The organism is Streptomyces sp. NPDC000348 (genome assembly GCF_042898795.1).
GTDB lineage: Bacteria > Actinomycetota > Actinomycetes > Streptomycetales > Streptomycetaceae > Streptomyces.
Genome location: NZ_JBIAZD010000024.1, coordinates 1 through 17,309, shown reverse-complemented (window position 1 = coordinate 17,309; position 17,309 = coordinate 1). Strand labels below are relative to the sequence as shown.

General features: G+C 71.6%; 17 protein-coding genes and 1 pseudogene. 11 read left to right on the top strand and 7 right to left on the bottom strand.

Features of this window, described 5'->3' with window-relative positions:
- Position 1 precedes the first annotated feature (1 nt).
- From ACFY3N_RS32545 to ACFY3N_RS32530, 4 genes are all read right to left on the bottom strand, one after another.
- On the bottom strand, positions 2 to 1,738 hold the full coding sequence (locus tag ACFY3N_RS32545) for a GNAT family N-acetyltransferase (RefSeq protein WP_390820458.1): 1,737 nt from the start codon (positions 1,736 to 1,738) through the stop codon (positions 2 to 4).
- Positions 1,696 to 3,012 carry a DUF6271 family protein gene (locus tag ACFY3N_RS32540; protein ID WP_390820401.1) on the bottom strand — a complete coding sequence of 439 codons (1,317 nt, stop codon included), beginning with the start codon at positions 3,010 to 3,012 and terminating at the stop codon, positions 1,696 to 1,698. Before ACFY3N_RS32540 ends, ACFY3N_RS32545 begins: the two co-directional genes overlap by 43 nt.
- Entirely contained in the window at positions 3,009 to 4,034 is a 1,026-nt protein-coding gene (locus ACFY3N_RS32535; protein ID WP_390820399.1) for a phytanoyl-CoA dioxygenase family protein, read from the bottom strand. Before ACFY3N_RS32535 ends, ACFY3N_RS32540 begins: the two co-directional genes overlap by 4 nt.
- Positions 4,035 to 4,357: 323 nt before the next feature.
- Entirely contained in the window at positions 4,358 to 5,122 is a 765-nt protein-coding gene (locus ACFY3N_RS32530; RefSeq protein WP_390820398.1) for a GntR family transcriptional regulator, read from the bottom strand.
- A 371-nt stretch (positions 5,123 to 5,493) separates the two neighbouring features.
- On the opposite strand from ACFY3N_RS32530, the gene ACFY3N_RS32525 reads away from it, so the two are divergent.
- The 4 genes from ACFY3N_RS32525 to ACFY3N_RS32510 all read left to right on the top strand — a co-directional run bounded on the left by ACFY3N_RS32525 (position 5,494) and on the right by ACFY3N_RS32510 (position 10,173).
- Positions 5,494 to 6,771, top strand: coding sequence for an extracellular solute-binding protein (locus tag ACFY3N_RS32525; protein ID WP_390820397.1), 1,278 nt, complete (start codon positions 5,494 to 5,496; stop codon positions 6,769 to 6,771).
- A gap of 88 nt (positions 6,772 to 6,859) precedes the next feature.
- Positions 6,860 to 7,846, top strand: coding sequence for a carbohydrate ABC transporter permease (locus tag ACFY3N_RS32520; protein WP_390820396.1), 987 nt, complete (start codon positions 6,860 to 6,862; stop codon positions 7,844 to 7,846).
- Positions 7,843 to 8,673 carry a carbohydrate ABC transporter permease gene (locus ACFY3N_RS32515; RefSeq protein WP_390820395.1) on the top strand — a complete coding sequence of 277 codons (831 nt, stop codon included), beginning with the start codon at positions 7,843 to 7,845 and terminating at the stop codon, positions 8,671 to 8,673. The genes ACFY3N_RS32520 and ACFY3N_RS32515 overlap by 4 nt, the downstream gene beginning before the upstream one ends.
- Positions 8,674 to 8,682: 9 nt before the next feature.
- The gene (locus tag ACFY3N_RS32510) at positions 8,683 to 10,173 is read left to right on the top strand and encodes a glycoside hydrolase family 3 protein (RefSeq protein WP_390820394.1); all 1,491 of its coding nucleotides are present in this window, start codon (positions 8,683 to 8,685) and stop codon (positions 10,171 to 10,173) included.
- A 5-nt stretch (positions 10,174 to 10,178) separates the two neighbouring features.
- Here the strand turns inward: ACFY3N_RS32510 and ACFY3N_RS32505 are convergent, their stop codons facing one another.
- Positions 10,179 to 10,769, bottom strand: coding sequence for a YdeI family protein (locus ACFY3N_RS32505; protein WP_390820392.1), 591 nt, complete (start codon positions 10,767 to 10,769; stop codon positions 10,179 to 10,181).
- A gap of 239 nt (positions 10,770 to 11,008) precedes the next feature.
- Here ACFY3N_RS32505 and ACFY3N_RS32500 point away from each other — a divergent pair, with 239 nt between their 5' ends.
- From ACFY3N_RS32500 to ACFY3N_RS32470, 7 genes are all read left to right on the top strand, one after another.
- On the top strand, positions 11,009 to 11,404 hold the full coding sequence (locus ACFY3N_RS32500; protein WP_390820391.1) for a cell division protein SepF: 396 nt from the start codon (positions 11,009 to 11,011) through the stop codon (positions 11,402 to 11,404).
- Between the two features lie 467 nt (positions 11,405 to 11,871).
- Positions 11,872 to 13,062: an ATP-binding protein gene (locus tag ACFY3N_RS32495; RefSeq protein WP_390820390.1), complete on the top strand. Its 1,191-nt coding sequence runs from the start codon at positions 11,872 to 11,874 to the stop codon at positions 13,060 to 13,062.
- Positions 13,055 to 13,429: a nucleotide pyrophosphohydrolase gene (locus ACFY3N_RS32490; RefSeq protein WP_390820389.1), complete on the top strand. Its 375-nt coding sequence runs from the start codon at positions 13,055 to 13,057 to the stop codon at positions 13,427 to 13,429. Before ACFY3N_RS32495 ends, ACFY3N_RS32490 begins: the two co-directional genes overlap by 8 nt.
- Positions 13,430 to 13,578: 149 nt before the next feature.
- Complete coding sequence (locus ACFY3N_RS32485) at positions 13,579 to 14,049, top strand: DUF6099 family protein (protein WP_390820388.1); 471 nt, start codon at positions 13,579 to 13,581, stop codon at positions 14,047 to 14,049.
- Between the two features lie 110 nt (positions 14,050 to 14,159).
- Entirely contained in the window at positions 14,160 to 15,083 is a 924-nt protein-coding gene (locus ACFY3N_RS32480; protein ID WP_390820387.1) for an LLM class F420-dependent oxidoreductase, read from the top strand.
- A 265-nt stretch (positions 15,084 to 15,348) separates the two neighbouring features.
- Positions 15,349 to 15,579 (top strand): GntR family transcriptional regulator, encoded by a 231-nt coding sequence (locus tag ACFY3N_RS32475; RefSeq protein ID WP_390820386.1) that lies wholly within the window; start codon positions 15,349 to 15,351, stop codon positions 15,577 to 15,579.
- A 110-nt stretch (positions 15,580 to 15,689) separates the two neighbouring features.
- Positions 15,690 to 16,358, top strand: coding sequence for a hypothetical protein (locus tag ACFY3N_RS32470; protein WP_390820385.1), 669 nt, complete (start codon positions 15,690 to 15,692; stop codon positions 16,356 to 16,358).
- 57 nt (positions 16,359 to 16,415) lie between these two features.
- On the opposite strand, the gene ACFY3N_RS32465 is transcribed toward ACFY3N_RS32470, so the two are convergent.
- Both ACFY3N_RS32465 and ACFY3N_RS32460 read right to left on the bottom strand, forming a co-directional pair.
- Positions 16,416 to 16,613, bottom strand: a complete 198-nt coding sequence (locus ACFY3N_RS32465; protein ID WP_390820384.1) for a hypothetical protein — start codon at positions 16,611 to 16,613, stop codon at positions 16,416 to 16,418.
- A gap of 528 nt (positions 16,614 to 17,141) precedes the next feature.
- A pseudogene (locus ACFY3N_RS32460) lies at positions 17,142 to 17,309 on the bottom strand (chloramphenicol phosphotransferase); the annotation flags it as partial.

Here is a 17,309-nt window from a genome sequence, read left to right as displayed (position 1 = left end):
GTCAGGACCCCTCTTCCGGGCCGCCGGTGTGGTGGTGCCGGACCGGGCGGGACATGTAGACGGCACCGTCGCCGTAATCCCCGGGGAGCTCTGCCCCCGGCTCGGGCCGGTAGCCGTGACCGGTCCAGAAGCCCGCCGTCCCGCCGACGGCGACCAGGGAGATCCGCTCGTACGACGACCGCTCCGCGGTCGCCGTGAGGTGCCGCAGCAGTCCGCTGCCCAGTCCCCTGCCGCGCAGATCGCCCGCGATCACGAGGTCGTGCAGGTGCAGGTTGCGGGAGTCGTACGCCCGCTCCTCCGGCCGGGTCGGATCCGGGTACCGCAGCCACGGGTAGGGCAGGGCGAGCACATAGCCGGCGACACGGTCACCGGTCTCCAGGACGAAGCAGGTCGCCGGGGAGGCCCGGCCCCGGGAGCGGAGCGCCTCGACGCCCTCGGACAGCGAGGCCGGCCCGTACACCTCGGCCTCCAGCGCGGCGATCCGCGGCCAGTCGTCCTCGGCGACACGCCGTATGCGGACCTCCGGGGCGCCCCCGCCCACGCAGACGCGGGGGAGCGGGCCGAAGCCGTTGAAGCCCTCGGTCGTGTAGCTGGCGGCGTACGCGCCCGCCGACAGCACCCAGACCGGATCACCCGACGCGACCGCCCTCGGCACCCGCACCCGGCGGTGCTCGTGGCCGTAGGCGTCGTCGCTGTCGCAGGTGGGGCCCGCGACGACGACCGGCACCAGGTCCGCGTCGGCCGTGTCCGGGTGGGACGGGAAGACCAGCGGGTGGCGCACCTGGTCCATCTCGTACAGGCCGTTGAACTTGCCGCAGCTCAGGTACAGCCAGTGTGCGCGCTCCCCGTCCGGCAGGCGGCGGGAGGTCAGCCGGGAGACGTGCGCCCGGATCGCGCCGTGGTCGGCCACCAGGTGGCGTCCCGGTTCGACGAGGAAGTCCAGCGGCCGGGGCGACAGTCCGGTCAGCCGCTCCATGCCCTCGCGCAGCACGGCGAAGATCTTGTCCAGCGGGGGGTCGAGCCGTTCGCCCCGGCGGTCGGCGTAGCCGAGCGCCGGCAGACCGCCGCCGAGGTTGACGTGGTCCGGCACGATCCCGCGGCCGTGCAGCGCGGTGAGCACCTCGGCGAGGGCGGCGAAGGCCCGCTGCCACGCCTCGGCGGTCATCTGCTGCGATCCGACGTGCACCGACAGCCCCGCGGGGACCAGCCCCGCGTCCCGGGCGGCCGTCAGCACCCGTACGGCGTCGTCCGGCGCGCACCCGAACTTCCGGCTCAGCCCCCACAGCGCACCCTCGCCGCTGGTCGCCAGCCGGCAGAACACCCGGGCGCCCGGGGCGTGTCCGGCCAGCGCCGCCACGTCCTCCACGCTGTCCGTGGCGAAGTCCCGGACACCGAGCCGGTGGGCCCGCGCGATGTCCCGGTCGGACTTGACGGTGTTGCCGTAGTGGACCCGGTGCGCGGGCACGCCCGTCGCCAGCGCCCGGGCGATCTCCCGGGGACTCGCCGCGTCGAAACCGGCGCCCCGGCCGGCCAGCCGGGCCAGGACCTCCTCCACGGGACACGCCTTCATCGCGAACCGCACGTCCACGCCCGGCAGTTCCGCGGTCAGCGCGTCGTACCGGGCGGCGATCCCGTCCAGGTCGTAGACGAGCGCGTCCTCGGTGGCGGCCGCGAGGGCGGCGCGCAGGGCCGCGTTCACCGGAGAGCGCCCCGGCTCGCGTGCACGAGGGCCTCCCAGGCGCCGATCAGCAGCACGAAGTCCTCGATGTCGAGCGCGGCCCCGTCCAGCAGCCGCTCCCGGTCCGCCGTCATGCCGCGCGCGAACTCGGCGTACCTCCCGCCCAGTCGGCCGTACGCCGCCGCGACCGTGTCCAGCCGCCGCTCGTTCTCCGCGCGGTCCAGCCGCACGCTCTCGGCGAGGAACGCGGCGAAGGGCGCGGGATCGAGCCGCCCGGCGTCGTCCAGCAGCGAGGCGCCCGCGTCGGCCGTCCGCTCGTAGACGTAGTGGAGGTACAGCATGGAGAGCAGGAACTTCACGAACCGCGTCTGGTACGCCAGGAAGCCGGCGTGGGTGCGGCGCTCCCCGGTGTAGCGGTTCTCGACGTGCCGGTTGTGCAGGACACCGGGCAGCGCGGCGTCGTGCACGGCGTGGATGAGGAAGTAGTCGCTGCCGATGGTCGCGGTGGCGGGCGGCAGCGGCAGCCGCTCGTAGACGTCCCGGTCGAAGGCGATGTTGCACATGTCGACGCGCATCGGGTCGACCAGCGTCAGCGTCGAGCGGTCGCCCGTGAAGGGCAGCGTCCCGGCGCCCTTGAAGGACTCCTCGACCAGCTCCCGCTTCCGCTCGGCGGACCAGTGGCCGGGCGCCCACAGGCCGACCACCTCGTCGTACACCTCCTTGTCGAGCTCCCGGATCCCGCCGACGTCGACGGAGAGTTCCCCGATGAAGGAGGCGCCCACCATCGACACGGGCCGGTCGGCGACCGCGGGGCCGAGCCTCACCTCCGACACCCCGTCGGCGGCGTCGGCGGCGCGCCTGCCCAGGGAGGCCAGCTCGTGGTGGACGGGGTACACGGGCTCGCCGTCGAAGACCTGGTAGCCGCAGTCGGAGTCGCGCCGGTGCACCGAACGGCAGCCCAGCGCCGCCGCGACGAGGAACGCCCGGTTGGTGCAGGCGCCGTACGAGAGCGCGTCCGGGAGCATGAGGCCGAGGACCCGTTCCGGCTCCGGGAGCGCGGCCCGGCCGACGGCGCGCCGCAGGAAGTCCCGCTGGGCGGACTCGTCGAGGTGGTGCACGACGACGCCCGCGGCCCCGGGCAGCGCGGCGACCGTCCGGGCATGGGCCTCGCGGGTCCGTTCGTCGGCGGAGTCGAGGATCAGCAGGTGCACCTCGACGTCGAAGTGCCGGGCGGCGTACGAGGCCTCCCCGCCGATGGCGGTGATGGCCGCGGAGCACTCCCGGTCGGTGGGGAGGCTCAGGCATATCCGGTGCACGTCGGCTCCCTCTCTCATCGTGTCCGCTCGTGCCAGGAGTCCAGTCTCAGCAACTTCCGGCCCAGTTCGTTGAGTTCGGCGGATCCGTAGCGCAGGGACTCGTGCCGCCGCGCGTCGCCGAGCAGGGTCGGGTTCCACTCCGGGGTGCTGAGCGTGCGCCAGGACTCCACCCGGGAGCGGCGCAGTTCCTCGTGCTCCTCGAGGGCGGGCATCATCGACAGGTACTGCACCGCGCGCACCCCGCCGGCCGAGGTGTTGGGGGCCACGCCGTGCGCCAGCATCCCGTTGAAGATCAGCAGGTCCCCGGCGTTCAACCGGGGCCGGACGACCGGGAACTCGGTGCGGTCGGCACCCGGGCGGATCGGGTCCCGGTCGGCGGGCTGCCCGGTCCTCCACTCCTCGAACCGGCGGAAGAGCTCCGGGCAGCACTGGAAGCCGCCCTGGTCCGGCTCGGTGTCGGTGAGCGCGATGATGCCCTGCACCCGCTGCGGCGGCACGCTCGCCGTGGTGTCCACGTCCCAGTGCAGCTCGATGTCGAACCCCTCGTCCGTGGGGTCGATGAGGGAACGCGAACGGTTGCGCACATTGGGCGGATTGAGGTTGAGCCGGTCCAGGGTGACCCACAGCTCCTCGCAGTCCCACACGTCCACGAAGGCGTCGTACACCCGCCGGGTCTGCCGGCTGTCCCAGATCAGCTGGTGCTGGTACGCCTCGACGAAGCCGTAGACGAACAGGTCCCGGTCGAGGTCCGAGCGGAAGGCGCGCTCCTCGTACCAGGTCTCGGGGCGCCGCGGGTCCAGGCCCTGGAAGTCCCAGGCGAACTCCAGCAGCAGCCCGGCCGCCTCGGGGGAGATCGCCTCCGGCACCACCACGTAACCGTGGTCCTGCCAGGACGCGAACTGCTCCTTCGACAGCACCCGCAGCGGCAGGTCCTTGGCCAGGTGCCGCAGCTGCGTCCCGGCGAGGTAGGTCTCACCGTCGGCGCTGAAGTAGGGGCGCTCGGAGGCGGCGCGGTGCAAGAAGCGGTGGTGCGTCGTCATGCGGTACTCCGGAGATCGGGATCACTCACGGCATGCGGACAGGCGGAAGGAGGGGAGGAAGGGGAGGATTCGGCGGGAAGCCGTCGCCACGGCGTCCCGGTGCGGCCCGCGCCCTCGCCGCCCCGGGACGGCTGCGTGACATCGATGTCGCCCGGTGCCTCCGTGCGGGACCGTGCACGCGGCGGTTGCGGGAGGAACGCGCCACGACTGGTTCAGACCCCTGGGATATTGGACTGGACCAATGAGCCCTGTCAAGGAACGCCCTTTCGGCGTGGCCGCCGAACGCCCTTGAAAAAGGCGGGTGTTGAGAGCGAATCGCCCGGTCAGGCTTCCGGCCGCGTCAGTGTCGCGGTGAACTTGTAGCGCGAACCCCGGTACACCGACCGGACCCACTCGACCGGCGTTCCCGTCTCGTCCCGCGAGTGGCGCGACAGCAGCAGCATCGGCAGGCCCACGTCCGTGGCGAGCAGGGCCGCCTCCCGCGGTGTCGCCGGGGAGGTCTCGATGGTCTCGTCGGCCTCCGCCGGCCGCACGCCGTACACCTCGGCGAGCGTGGTGTAGAGCGAGGTGTGACGGGTCAGGTTCCGGCGCAGCCGGGGGAAGCGCCGGTCGGACAGATGGGTCGCCTCGATCGCCATGGGCTCCCCGCCGGCCAGGCGCAGCCGCTCGATGCGCAGCACCCTGTCCTCCGGCTCCACCTCCAGCAGGGCCGCCAGCTCCGCGCCGGCGGCGACGTACCCGATGTCGAGCACCTGCGAGGTGGGGTTGAGTCCCTGTGCCCGCATGTCCTCGGTGTACGAGGTCAGCTGGAGCGTCCGGTAGACCTTGGGACGGGCGACGAACGTGCCCTTGCCCTGGATCCGGTCGAGCCGGCCCTCGCCGACCAGCTCCTGCAGGGCCTTGCGGACGGTGGTGCGGGAGGTGCGGAACTCGACGGCGAGCAGGCGCTCGGCCGGCATCGGGGCGCCCGGTGCGCGCTCGTCGGTCATCTGCAGTAACCGCTGCTTGATGCGGTAGTACTTCGGAACGCGACCGGTACGGCCCGGCGCCCCCGTGTCGGCCTGGGCGCTGCTGACGTCCGTGCTCATGACCTGCCTTCCGGCTGCGGTGTCCGGCGCGCGGACGGCAGGTGCCGGCCGCGGTGCACGTCGGCGGACGGCCGGGTTCGGCGCCGCACGCTCGGCGATCCCGTTATAACGGTGCGTTCTCACTTTGGTCTAGTCCAAACGCCAACCCGCCCCCGTTTGGCCGGAGTTCCGCGCTCCATCAGGGGTGTCGGAGCCGTTGTCCGGGAGTGGGTCCACGACCCTTGACAGGGCCATAGGTCTAGGCCAAGCTCCCCTTGCTGGTCTAAACCATTTAGAGGAAGCCGGGTCCCAGCCCGCCGAGCTGTTGCGCCGTTGTGAGGGTCACCGCCGAGGGCGTGGGTGTGCAAGGCATTCCTGAGGAGGGGTGGCGCGTGAAGCGCAAGCTGATAGCCGCGATCGGGGTCGCGGGCATGCTGTTCTCCGTCGCGGCGTGCGGCGGCGACGACGGTGACGACGGCAAGAAGGCCGGCGCGGACGGGTACGCCGGCGAGACGCTCACCGTGTGGGTGATGGACGGCTCCTCGCCGGACCAGTGGCAGAAGGACCTCGCCGCCGAGTTCGAGAAGAAGACCAAGGCGAAGGTCACGTTCGAGGTCCAGCAGTGGAACGGCATCCAGCAGAAGCTGACCACCGCCCTGTCCGAGGAGAACCCGCCGGACGTCTTCGAGATCGGCAACACCCAGACCCCGGCCTACGCCAAGACCGGCGGCCTCGCCGACCTCGCCGACCTCAAGTCCGAGATCGGCGGCGACTGGACCGAGTCCCTCAACGAGTCCTCCGTCTTCGAGGGCAAGCAGTACGCGGCGCCCTGGTACTTCGCCAACCGCGTCGTCCTCTACAACAAGAAGGTCTGGGCGGACGCGGGGCTGAAGGACACCCCCAGGACCCGCGACGAGTTCTACGACGCCCTCAAGACGATCGGTGCGAAGACCGACGCCGAGCCGATCTACCTGCCCGGCCAGAACTGGTACCACTTCGTCGGCCTGGTGATCGGCGAGGGCGGCGAACTGGTCAAGAAGGACGGCGACACGTACGTCTCCAACCTCGACGACCCGAAGGTCGCCGCCGCCGCGGAGACGTACAAGAAGTTCCAGGCGCTGTCCGAGGCCCCCAAGGACAAGGACGAGGCCACCCCGCAGCAGGGCGAGGTCTTCGCCAAGGGCAAGACCGGCGCGTTCATCGGCATGGGCTGGGAAGCCGGCATCGCGATCAAGGCCAACCCGGACATCGAGAAGGAGATCGGCTACTTCACCATCCCGGGTGAGACCGCCGACCGGCCCGAGGGCGTCTTCCTCGGCGGCTCCAACCTCGCGGTCGCCGCGGGCAGCGAGAAGCAGGACCTCGCCAAGGAGTTCCTGAAGATCGCGCTGTCCGACCGGTTCGAGGGCCAGCTGGCCAAGCTCAACGGCGTGATCCCCAACAAGGAGTCGCTGCAGGGCAACCTCAAGGGCAACGCCCCCGCCGAGGCCGCCGCGCCGGCCGCCGCCGTCGGCGGCACCACGCCGCTGATCCCCGAGTGGGCCGCGGTCGAGAACGCGCCCAACCCGATCAAGACGTACCTGACCGCCGTGCTGAACGGCAAGTCCCCGGCCGACGCCGCGAAGCAGGTCGAGGGCGAGTTCAACAAGCGCCTGGCGCAGCAGCAGTAGTAGCGCACGCGCTCCGACCGGAGCGGGGGCCGACCGACGTGACGGCCCCCGCCCCGCGTTGAGCACGCCGAGAAGAGAGATCGCGAGCATGACCGTGCAGACCGAACGGCCGCCCTCCGGCCCGGCGGACGTCCGCAAGGCGGACGACGGGGGACCCGGCAGGCCCACACCGCGAGCCGCGTCGCGCACCGGCGCGCTGGCCCCGTACCTGTTGCTGCTGCCCGCCTGCGCGGCCACCGTGCTGCTGCTCGGCTGGCCGCTGCTGAAGGACGTACTGCTGTCCTTCCAGAACCTCAACATGGCGCAGCTGATCCAGCACGTCACCGAGTGGAACGGCATCGACAACTACCGGGAGGTCCTCACCGGCGAGGACTTCTGGCGGGTCACCCTCCGCTCCATCCTGTTCACGGCGGTCAACGTCATCCTGACCATGGTCCTGGGCGCGCTGACCGGCCTGCTGCTCGCCCGCCTCGGCAAGCGGATGCGGCTGACCCTGATGATCGGCCTGGTGCTGGCCTGGGCCATGCCCGTGGTGGCCGCCACCACCGTCTACCAGTGGCTGTTCGCGCAGCGCTTCGGCGTCGTCAACTGGGTCCTGGACAAGCTCGGCTGGCACTCCATGGCCGACTACAGCTGGACCAGCAGCCAGATGTCGACGTTCTTCGTCGTCACCCTGCTGATCGTCTGGATGTCCGTCCCGTTCGTCGCGATCAACCTCTACGCGGCGACCACCACCATCCCCGGCGAACTGTACGAGGCCGCCGCCCTGGACGGCGCCGGCGCCTGGCGCGGCTTCACCGCGGTCACCCTGCCGTTCCTGCGGCCGTTCCTCTACGCCACGACGTTCCTGGAGGTCATCTGGATCTTCAAGGCGTTCGTCCAGGTCTTCACCTTCAACGGCGGCGGCCCCGACCGGCTCACCGAGATCCTGCCCGTCTACGCCTACGTCGAGGGCGTCGGCAACCAGCACTACGGCATGGGCGCGGCGATCGCCGTACTGACCGTCCTGATCATGCTCGGCCTGACCGCCCACTACCTCAGGATCGTGCTCAAGCAAGAGGAGGACGAGCTGTGAAGCGCTCGCTCTTCGGCCGCCTGTGGCCCAACGTCACGGCCGTCGTCCTGTTCGTCGTCTGCGTCTTCCCCGTGTACTGGATGTTCGCCACGGCGTTCAAGCCGACCGGCGACATCATCTCGGAGACCCCCGTCTGGTTCCCGACCGACGTCACGTTCGAGCACTTCCGGACCGCGACCGACGCCGACCACTTCTGGACGTACGTCCGCAACTCGCTGACCGTCACCCTCCTGGCCGTCGTCTTCTCCCTGGTCATCGCGCTGGCCGGCTCCTTCGCCCTGGCGCGCATGCGGTTCAGGGGCCGGCGCGGCTTCGTCATCGGCTTCATGCTCGCCCAGATGGCGCCCTGGGAGGTCATGGTCATCGCGATCTACATGATCGTGCGGGACGCCTCCATGCTGAACAGCCTGGTGCCGCTCACGGCCTTCTACATGATGATGATCCTGCCCTTCACCGTCCTGACGCTGCGCGGCTTCGTCGCCGCCGTGCCGAAGGAGCTGGAGGAGTCGGCGATGGTCGACGGCTGCACCCGCGCCCAGGCGTTCCGCCGGGTCATCCTGCCGCTGCTCGCGCCGGGCCTGATGTCCACCTCCATGTTCGGCTTCATCACCGCCTGGAACGAGTTCCCCCTCGTCCTGGTGCTCAACAAGGACGCCGGGGCGCAGACCCTGCCGCTGTGGCTGTCCAGCTTCCAGACCCAGTTCGGCGACGACTGGGGCGCGACCATGGCCGCCTCGTCCCTGTTCGCCGTCCCCATCCTGATCCTCTTCGTCTTCCTGCAGCGCAGGGCCGTCAGCGGTCTCACCGCGGGCGCCGTGAAGGGATAACGCCACCCGATGACGACATTCACCACCGGCACCGACACCCTCACCCGGGACGCGCTCGCCGTACTGCAGCCGGGCTTCGCCGGCACCACCGCGCCCGACTGGGTGCGCCGGCGGCTGGCCGAGGGCCTCGCCTCCGTCGCCCTCTTCGGCCGCAACGTCGCCACCGCCGAGCAGGTCACCGCCCTCACCGCACAGCTGCGGGCCGAGCGGGACGACCTGCTGGTGGCCATCGACGAGGAGAGCGGCGACGTCACCCGCCTGGAGGTCCGCACCGGCTCCTCCTTCCCCGGCAACCACGCCCTCGGCGCGGTCGACGACACCGACCTGACCCGGGGCGTCGCCCGCGAACTGGGCCGCCGGCTCGCCGCGTGCGGGGTCAACTTCAACTGGGCCCCGTCCGCCGACGTCAACGCCAACCCCGACAACCCGGTGATCGGCGTGCGCTCCTTCGGCGGCGACACCGCCCTGGTCGCCCGGCACACCGCCGCCTACGTCGAGGGCCTGCAGTCCACCGGCGTCGCCGCCTGCACCAAGCACTTCCCCGGCCACGGCGACACCGGCGTCGACTCCCACCACGCGATCCCGCACATCGACCTCGACGCCACCACGCTGCACGAGCGCGAACTCCAGCCGTTCCGGGCGGCGATCGCGGCCGGCACCCGTGCCGTCATGAGCGCGCACATCCGGGTGCCGGTCCTCGACCCCGACCGCCCGGCCACCCTCTCCCGGCGCATCCTCACCGACCTGCTGCGCGGCGAACTCGGCTACCAGGGCCTGATCGTCACCGACGGCATGGAGATGCGCGCCATCTCCGGCACCTACGGACTGGAGCACGGAGTCGTCCTCGCCGTCGCCGCCGGCGCCGACGCGATCTGCGTGGGCGGCGGGCTGTGCGACGAGGGCACCGTGCAGAGCCTCCAAGACGCGCTGGTGAACGCCGTACGCTCCGGCGAACTCCCGGAGGAGCGGCTCGCCGACGCCGCCGCCCGGGTGCGCGCCCTGGCCGACTGGACCGCCGCCGTACGCCGGTCCCCGGCCGCGGCCGTCGCACCCGAGCCGGAGATCGGCCTCACGGCGGCCCGCCGCGCGGTGACCGTCACCCGCGCCGCGGCCCCCGCGCCGGTGACCGGGCCGGTGTACGTGGCCACCTTCCACCCGGCCCCGAACATCGCCGTGGGCGACGAGACCCCGTGGGGCGTCGGCGCGGAGCTGGAACGGCTGCTGCCGGGCACGGCCACGGGCGGCTTCACCGGCCCCGACGCCGGTGACCGGGCGCTGGCGGCGGCGGCCGGCCGCCGCGTCGTCGCCGTGGTCCGCGACGAGCACCGGCACCCGTGGATGCGCACCGCCCTGGACACGCTGCTCGCCGCCGACCCCTCCACCGTGGTCGTGGAGATGGGCGTACCGCAGTCCCCGCCGCGCGGCGCCCCGCACATCGCCACGTACGGCGCGGCCCGCGTCTGCGGTGTGGCGGCGGCGGAGGCGGTCGTCGCGGGCTGAGACGGTCAGGGGTGGATCTTCTTCCCCTCGGCGAGCATGGCGACGAACTTCTCGATCCGGGCCGCCCGGGTCTGCGGCCGCTTGGCCTCCTGGATCCGGTGGAGGATCGCGTAGCGGTTGCGGCTGTCGAGGGTGCCGAAGAAGTCACCGGCCCCGGGCGCCGCGTCCAGTGCCGCCCGCAGGTCCTCGGGGACGGTCGCCGTGCTCTGGCTCGCGTACGCGGCCTCCCAGCGGCCGTCCGCCCGCGCCCGCTCCACCTCGCGCAGCCCGGACGGCCGCATACGCCCTTGCCCGATGAGGTCGAGGGCCTTCTTCCGGTTGATCTCCGACCATCTGCTGCGCGGCCGGCGCGGAGTGAAGCGCTGGAGCCAGTGGGTGTCGTCCAGCCTCTTCTTGTGCCCGTCGATCCAGCCGTAGCACAGCGCCGACTCCAGCGCGGTCGCGTAGTCGACCCCGGCGATCCCGGAACCCTTCTTCGGGATCCTCAGCCAGACCCCGTCGGCGTCCCCCTGGTGCTCCTCCAGCCACGCCTCCCACTCCCCTTGCGTCTCGAAGGCGACGACGGGTCCCACCGCACCATCCGCTTCACCAGCCATGCGCCCATGCAACCGGCCCGGGCGGCCCGGGTCAACGCGGTCGCGCGGTACGGCGGCCGGGCGGCCCGGTCCCGGCGGGGGAGAGTCGCCGACGGCGCGCCGGCTACCCCACGGAAACCGGGGGCAAACGTCACGCTGTGCGGGTCCTGAGATGGCGGAGCGTGTCGTTATTGGGCCGAACGGGTGACCATGAGTAAGAATTGCCCGATGCAGACAGCCAGTGCGACAGGGGACGGAGCATGCCGGTGAACAGCCACGACGTCACCGACGAACAGTGGGAGGGGCTCGCCCAGGTCGTTCCGCTGCGGGGCCGCGACGCGTGGCCGTCCGCGGTGGGCCACCGGGCCCTGCCCGAGGCCGCGACGGAGGCGCGCCGCCGCTTCGTCGTCCTGCGCGTGAACGTGTTCGCGGACGCCCGCGACGTCGCCGAGACACTCATGTCCGGGATACCGGTCCTGCTGGACCTGACCAGCGCGGAGACCGAGGTCGCCAAACGGGTCCTGGACTTCAGCACGGGCGTCGTCTTCGGCCTGGCCAGCGGCATGCACCGGGTCGACCGCAACGTCTTCCTGCTGACCCCGGCCGGCACGGAGGTCACGGGGCTGATGGAGGGGGTGGGGGTACCGGGGGTCTGAGCGCGTCGCCCGATCGTGGGAAGGCGATCGAGCGGAACGGTTCGCCCCGTACCGGACCCCTTAGCGTCCCGCACATGACCCCGCCTTCCCCGCCCCGCCTGCCGGGCACGATCCCGTCGCCCGCGTCCTCGGGCCCGGCCGCGCCGGATTCGCCGACCGCGCCGGATGTGCCGGATGCGTCGGCCGCATCGGGTCCGCCGACCGCGTCGGGTGTGTCGGCCGCGTCGGGTGTGTCGGCCGCGCCGGATTCGCCGACCGCGCCGGATGTGCCGGATGCGTCGGCCGCATCGGGTCCGCCGACCGCGCCGGATGTGTCGGCCGCGCCGGGTGTGTCGGCCGCGCCGGATGTGTCGGCCGCATCGGGTGTGTCGGCCGCGCCGGATGTGCCGACCGCGTCGGGTGTGCCGACCGCGCCGGATGTGCAGATCGCACCGGGTCCGCCGGCCGTACAGGGGCCGCGAGCGGACGTGCGGCCCGGTGGAGCCGACGGCCGCCCGCGGCCCCTGACGGCCGGACGGGCCGACGGCACCGTGGGCCACCCCGACCGGCCGCGCGTCACCGAGCTGCTGCTGTCCGCCTTCGCCGGGCATCGCGGCGTGACGCTCCCGCTCGGGGCGCTCACCCTGCTCGCCGGGCCCAGCGGGAGCGGCAAGACCAGCGCGCTGCGGGCCTACGGGGCGCTCGCCCGGCTCGGCGGCGGAGCCGAGCTGGGCGAGGCGTTCCCGGAGCCCGGCGCCTGCGTGCCGGAGCGGGCCCGCGCCGACGCCCAGCGCCGCCGCGGATTCCGCATCGGCTGCACGGCAGACGGCCCCGAGGGGCCGGTCCGGCTGGAGGTCGCCGTACAGGCCGAACCCGGGCTGCGGATCGTGGGGGAGCGGCTGACGGCGGACGGGGTGGTCCTCCTGGAGACCGCCCTGCGCGACCCCGGCCGGCGCACCGTACAGGCCGCCTGGCACACGGCCGGGGCGGCCCCGGTGACCCGTGCCCCGCTGCCGGACGACCGGCTCGGCACCGCGCTGCTGCCGCTGCGCGTCGCGGGCAGGACCCCCGGGCAGCGCAGGGTGCTCGCCGCCGCCGAGCAGATGGTGGTCGCCCTGCGGTCCGTCTTCCCCTGCGATCCCCGCCCCGAGCGGATGCGGGCCCCCGTCCCGGCCGGCACCGGACGGCTGCTCGGCGGCTGCGACAACCTCGCCGACGTCCTGTGGCGCACCCGCGCCGAGTGCGGACGCCGGCACGCCCTCCTCGTGGACGCGGTGCGCGCCGGATGCGCCGGGCCGGTCACCGACCTGCTCGCCGAGCCGTACGACGCCGGCCGCCTGGTCCGCGCCTTCCTCGACCGGGGCGACGGCACCCGTACGGACCTGGGCCGCCTCGGCGACGGCGAGCTGCGGTACGCCGCGCTCGCCCTGGTGCTGCTCACCGGGCCCGGTGTGCTGGAGGTCGACGCGCCCGGCGAGGTCCCGGCCGCGCTCCAGACCCTCACGGTCCTCGCCGACGGGCTGGACCGGGCGCTCGATCCGGGGCAGCGGGGCGCGCTGCTGCGCCTCGCGGCGCGGATGTGCGAGCGCGGGCACATCCGGCTGGTGGGGGCGTCGAGCGACGCCTCCTGGGCGGCGGGGGTGAGCGGGGTGACGGTGGTACACCTGAACCGTGACTGATCCGTACGACGCCGAGCCGCCCCGTGAGTCCCTCGGGCTCGCGGGGCTCCAGCACCGCCTCGCCGAGTTCGCCGCCGCGCGGAACTGGCAGCCGTACCACACCCCCAAGAACCTCGCCGCCGCACTCAGCGTGGAGGCCTCCGAACTCCTGGAGATCTTCCAGTGGTTGACGCCCGAGGAGTCCGCCCGCGTCATGGACGACCCGGATACCGCGCACCGTGTGCGTGATGAGGTCGCCGATGTCCTCGCGTATCTGCTCCAGTTCTGCGAGGTGCTCGGTGTCGATCCGCTGGCCGCGCTGGCCGCGAAGATCGACCGCAACGAGCACAGGTTTCCGGCGGGAGAGCCGCCTCGTCACTCTACGTGAGGGTAAAGTGGGCCTTGTTCGAATCGTTGTCCGCAGATTTCGGTCTTCCTCTGGCTTTTTGTCTCACGTGCCCTCACTCTGGGTAGTGAGCAAGGGAGTTCAACGGATGCGGACGCGTGGGCAGCGCGTCGGACAGACGGGGGCAGCGCATGGACGCTGTGCGGCTCATGGTGACGAGCAGGCGCGCCCTGGCCGCGGGCGGCGGCGTACGGGAGCTGCTGACCGAGGTGTGGCAGGCGCAGGCTCTGGCGCAGGCGATCGGGAGCCGCTTCGCCGTCGCCGGCCCGCCCGAACTGCGCGGCGAGGCGCTGGGACTGACCGAGCTGGCGGGACGTGGCTGCGGGGTGCTGGGCACGCCGGAGCTCGGCCCGGGCGAACTGCGCGCGGCCCGGCTCACCGAGCTGGGCGAGCCCCGCCCGGTCCTGATGCACCTCGGCGGTCTGCTCGGCGAGGTCGGTATCGCCCTGGTGGGGCTCGCCTGCTCCGCGGACGACGAGGCGACGTACTGGCAGTGCGTGGAGGCCATCGACGCGGCGGACGAGTCCCGCGACCGGGTCCTGGAGATGCTCCGCAAACTGACGTACCGCGACGAGGCCCTGTCGGAGCGGGAGGCCGGCTGACCTCCGCACGCCCACGGCCGGTGGGCGACCACCCCCCGCCCACACCACCGCGGGGCACCCGCAAGGCGCCGGTCTGCAAAGACACCCCCGCGAGCGTGCAGGATGGAGCCATGGATCTCCGTATCTTCACCGAGCCCCAGCAGGGCGCCACCTACGACACCCTCCTCACCGTCGCCAAGGCCACCGAGGACCTCGGCTTCGACGCCTTCTTCCGCTCCGACCACTACCTCAGCATGGGCTCCGCCGACGGCCTGCCCGGCCCCACCGACGCCTGGATCACCCTCGCCGGCCTCGCCCGCGAGACCAAGCGCATCCGGCTCGGCACCCTGATGACCGCCGGCACCTTCCGCCTCCCCGGCGTGCTTGCCATCCAGGTCGCCCAGGTCGACCAGATGTCCGGCGGCCGTGTCGAACTCGGCCTGGGCGCCGGCTGGTTCGAGGAGGAGCACAAGGCGTACGGCATCCCCTTCCCCAAGGAGAAGTTCGCCCGTCTCGAGGAGCAGCTGGAGATCGTCACCGGTCTGTGGGCCACCGAGACCGGTAAGACCTTCGATTACCACGGCACGTACTACGACCTCACCGGGTCCCCCGCGCTCCCCAAGCCGGCCCAGTCCAAGGTGCCGGTGCTCATCGGCGGCCACGGCGCGACCCGCACCCCGCGCCTCGCGGCCCGGTACGCGGACGAGTTCAACATGCCCTTCGCCTCCCTCGAGGACACGGCCCGCCAGTTCGGCCGGGTCCGCGACGCCGCCCGGGAGGCCGGCCGCGACCCCGGCGACCTCGTCTACTCCAACGCCCTCGTCGTCTGCGTCGGCAAGGACGACCAGGAGGTCGCCCGCCGCGCCGCCGCGATCGGCCGCGAGGTCGACGAGCTCAAGGCCAACGGCCTGGCGGGCTCCCCGGCCGAGGTCGTCGACAAGATCGGCCGCTACGCCGAGACCGGCGCCGGCCGCATCTACCTCCAGGTCCTCGACCTGCACGACCTCGACCACCTGGAGCTGATCTCCGCCCGGGTCCAGTCCCAGCTGTCGTAGCCGCGCGCACCGCGCCACCCGGGGCCGCCCGTGCGAAGCGGGCGGCCCCGCCGCATGCGCCCGTAAATTCCCCGAGCCTCCCCGGCGACTACTTCCGCGCGCTGACCTCGCGCGTTTCACCTGTCTTGGCGTCGTACCTCAACACCCGAACGCTTAACCCGGCCGTCTGGCCCCTCGCAACGCTGTGACCACTAGATATCGCGATCTCGCGTTATCGCATAAAGCTGCGGTAGCGCGGGGTACCGCGTAGTCATACGTTCGCGATGTGAGTGAGCTTGATCGTTCCCGCCCGGTGTGGTGGCAGGTGTCCGAGATCATCAGCAAGCGGATCGCCGACAGGACCTATCCGCCGGGCAGCCGCGTGCCGGGCATCGTCGAGCTGAGCGCCGAGTTCGGCATCGCGGCCAGCACCGCCCAGAAGGCTCTCGCGCACCTGCGGGGGACCGGCGAGGTGCGCACAGAGCTGGGCCTCGGCGCGTTCGTCGCCGACAGGTAGGTAAATGCGCCGTCCCTGCCCGGTTCCGTGCTTGTCCGGGGCTGCCGTCCCCTGCCGCTAACCTGAATCCTGTTGACATAGGGGCACTTCAGGCGGACGGGGCGGGTTCGATGGCAGGGAAGGCAAGCGGGGTCGCTTACCAAATCGCAGGCATCATCGGTGCGGAGTTGGCTCGGCAAGCAGGAGCAGCTCTTGTCTCGCGCGCGTGGCGGACCGTCAGCCGATCCTGGGGTGAGCTGAAGGCCGAACGGGTTGTTCAGGTCCAGAACGTCTTCATCGAACAGTCCAAAGGCCTTGCTGAGAAGCGGCAGGACTTCCAGGTCGACTTCATGAACCACACGCTGAAGCAGTCCCAGTGGACCTTCCGCCTGAGCGTGGTGTTCATGGCGGGCGGCGCGGGGATTGTCTTGGCTGGGGGTGTACTGGCGCTGGTGAATGCCGGAAAGTCCGACCGCGATTACGTACGGCTCGTGACGAGCTTGGCAGGTGGATTGATGACAAGCGGCGGCGGGGGCGCGTTGGCGCTCCACTCGAAGCGCACGATGGCGAACCTGGCCAAGGCGGCTGAGAGCAACGAGAAAAAGATCGACAACGATCACAACCTCGAAGTAGCGATGACCTTCATTGATCGTGTCGAGGACCCGCAAGAGAGGAACCGTCTCAACTCAATGGCTGCGATGAAGGCGTTGGGCATAGAGGCACAGCCCAAGACCATGGTCAATCGGCTGCTTCCCGACCAGCAGCCCAAGGAGATCGAGCCGAGAGAGCCGACCGGCTGAGCGCTGCGGACTGGTATGCCGGAACCCCGGAGGGAAAGCCCTCCGGGGTTCCATGCGTCAGAGAACGCTCAGGGCCGAAAGCACCGCCAAGCACAGCAGGAGGCAACCTGCGAACGCGCCACCGCCGTACAGGATGGCCTGGCCGACGGGGGAGCCGGGGGAGTGGCTGAGGAAGCCAGCCACCATGGCCACGATGATGGACAGCAAGATGCAGAGGAGAACCACCAACACCTTGACACCGAACGTGAGGTTCAACGGTCCGAACCCTTTCCCAGTTGGGTGGCCGGGCCGGGTGTCAGACCTCAGCCCGACCACCACGTGACACACGTGTGGTCTAGCTGAGGCCCACCGACGTCTGGGGCTCATTGGGGTTGGCCTGGCCAAGGCCGTCCGATGGCCACCCTCCCTCTTCGGCTTGGTGCATAGCGCGATTCGCGACCGCACTGCGGACCGCTCACCCAGGACGCCGGGCCCAGGCTCGCAAAAGTCACGTGGTGGGGGCACTGGCCCCCGGTTTACCAACAACTCTAGTGAAATGAAACGAGGTTGGCGGATCAAACAGCAGGAGGCCCGGGACAGTGTCTCCCGTGGCCTCTCGTGTGCTGGCCGGCCCGTACCCCGGGGCGGGCTCTCGTGAGGCGGGAGATCCCACAGGAGCCCGGGACGCCCTGTTGTACTCCAGCCGTAGACGTGGATCTTCATGAACAGGTTCTTGCCCGTAAGGATCAGCCCCGGGGGCTCAGGTGCCGGCCACGAGCGAACCAACGGCCGAGTAGGCATGCCTCACGCCGTCAGTGGTTCCCGGGCGTCAGTCAGGTGGCGTCGGCGGAGGCGGGTGAAGGCGGTGGGGCTGGGGCGGTGCGGGAGAAACCCCTTGATCCGCTGTGCACATTCACGTGGGCTTGCCGCGCTGGTGTCGCACTCCAGGTCGTAGTCACCGTGGTCGTGGAC

Coding starts and splice junctions, on each gene's coding strand:
- ACFY3N_RS32540 (WP_390820401.1), bottom strand. CDS start 3,012: ATGAGAGAGGGAGCCGACGTGCACCGGATATGCCTGAGCCTCCCCACC.
- ACFY3N_RS32535 (WP_390820399.1), bottom strand. CDS start 4,034: ATGACGACGCACCACCGCTTCTTGCACCGCGCCGCCTCCGAGCGCCCC.
- ACFY3N_RS32530 (WP_390820398.1), bottom strand. CDS start 5,122: ATGAGCACGGACGTCAGCAGCGCCCAGGCCGACACGGGGGCGCCGGGC.
- ACFY3N_RS32520 (WP_390820396.1), top strand. CDS start 6,860: ATGACCGTGCAGACCGAACGGCCGCCCTCCGGCCCGGCGGACGTCCGC.
- ACFY3N_RS32510 (WP_390820394.1), top strand. CDS start 8,683: ATGACGACATTCACCACCGGCACCGACACCCTCACCCGGGACGCGCTC.
- ACFY3N_RS32505 (WP_390820392.1), bottom strand. CDS start 10,769: ATGGCTGGTGAAGCGGATGGTGCGGTGGGACCCGTCGTCGCCTTCGAG.
- ACFY3N_RS32500 (WP_390820391.1), top strand. CDS start 11,009: ATGCCGGTGAACAGCCACGACGTCACCGACGAACAGTGGGAGGGGCTC.
- ACFY3N_RS32485 (WP_390820388.1), top strand. CDS start 13,579: ATGGACGCTGTGCGGCTCATGGTGACGAGCAGGCGCGCCCTGGCCGCG.
- ACFY3N_RS32480 (WP_390820387.1), top strand. CDS start 14,160: ATGGATCTCCGTATCTTCACCGAGCCCCAGCAGGGCGCCACCTACGAC.
- ACFY3N_RS32470 (WP_390820385.1), top strand. CDS start 15,690: ATGGCAGGGAAGGCAAGCGGGGTCGCTTACCAAATCGCAGGCATCATC.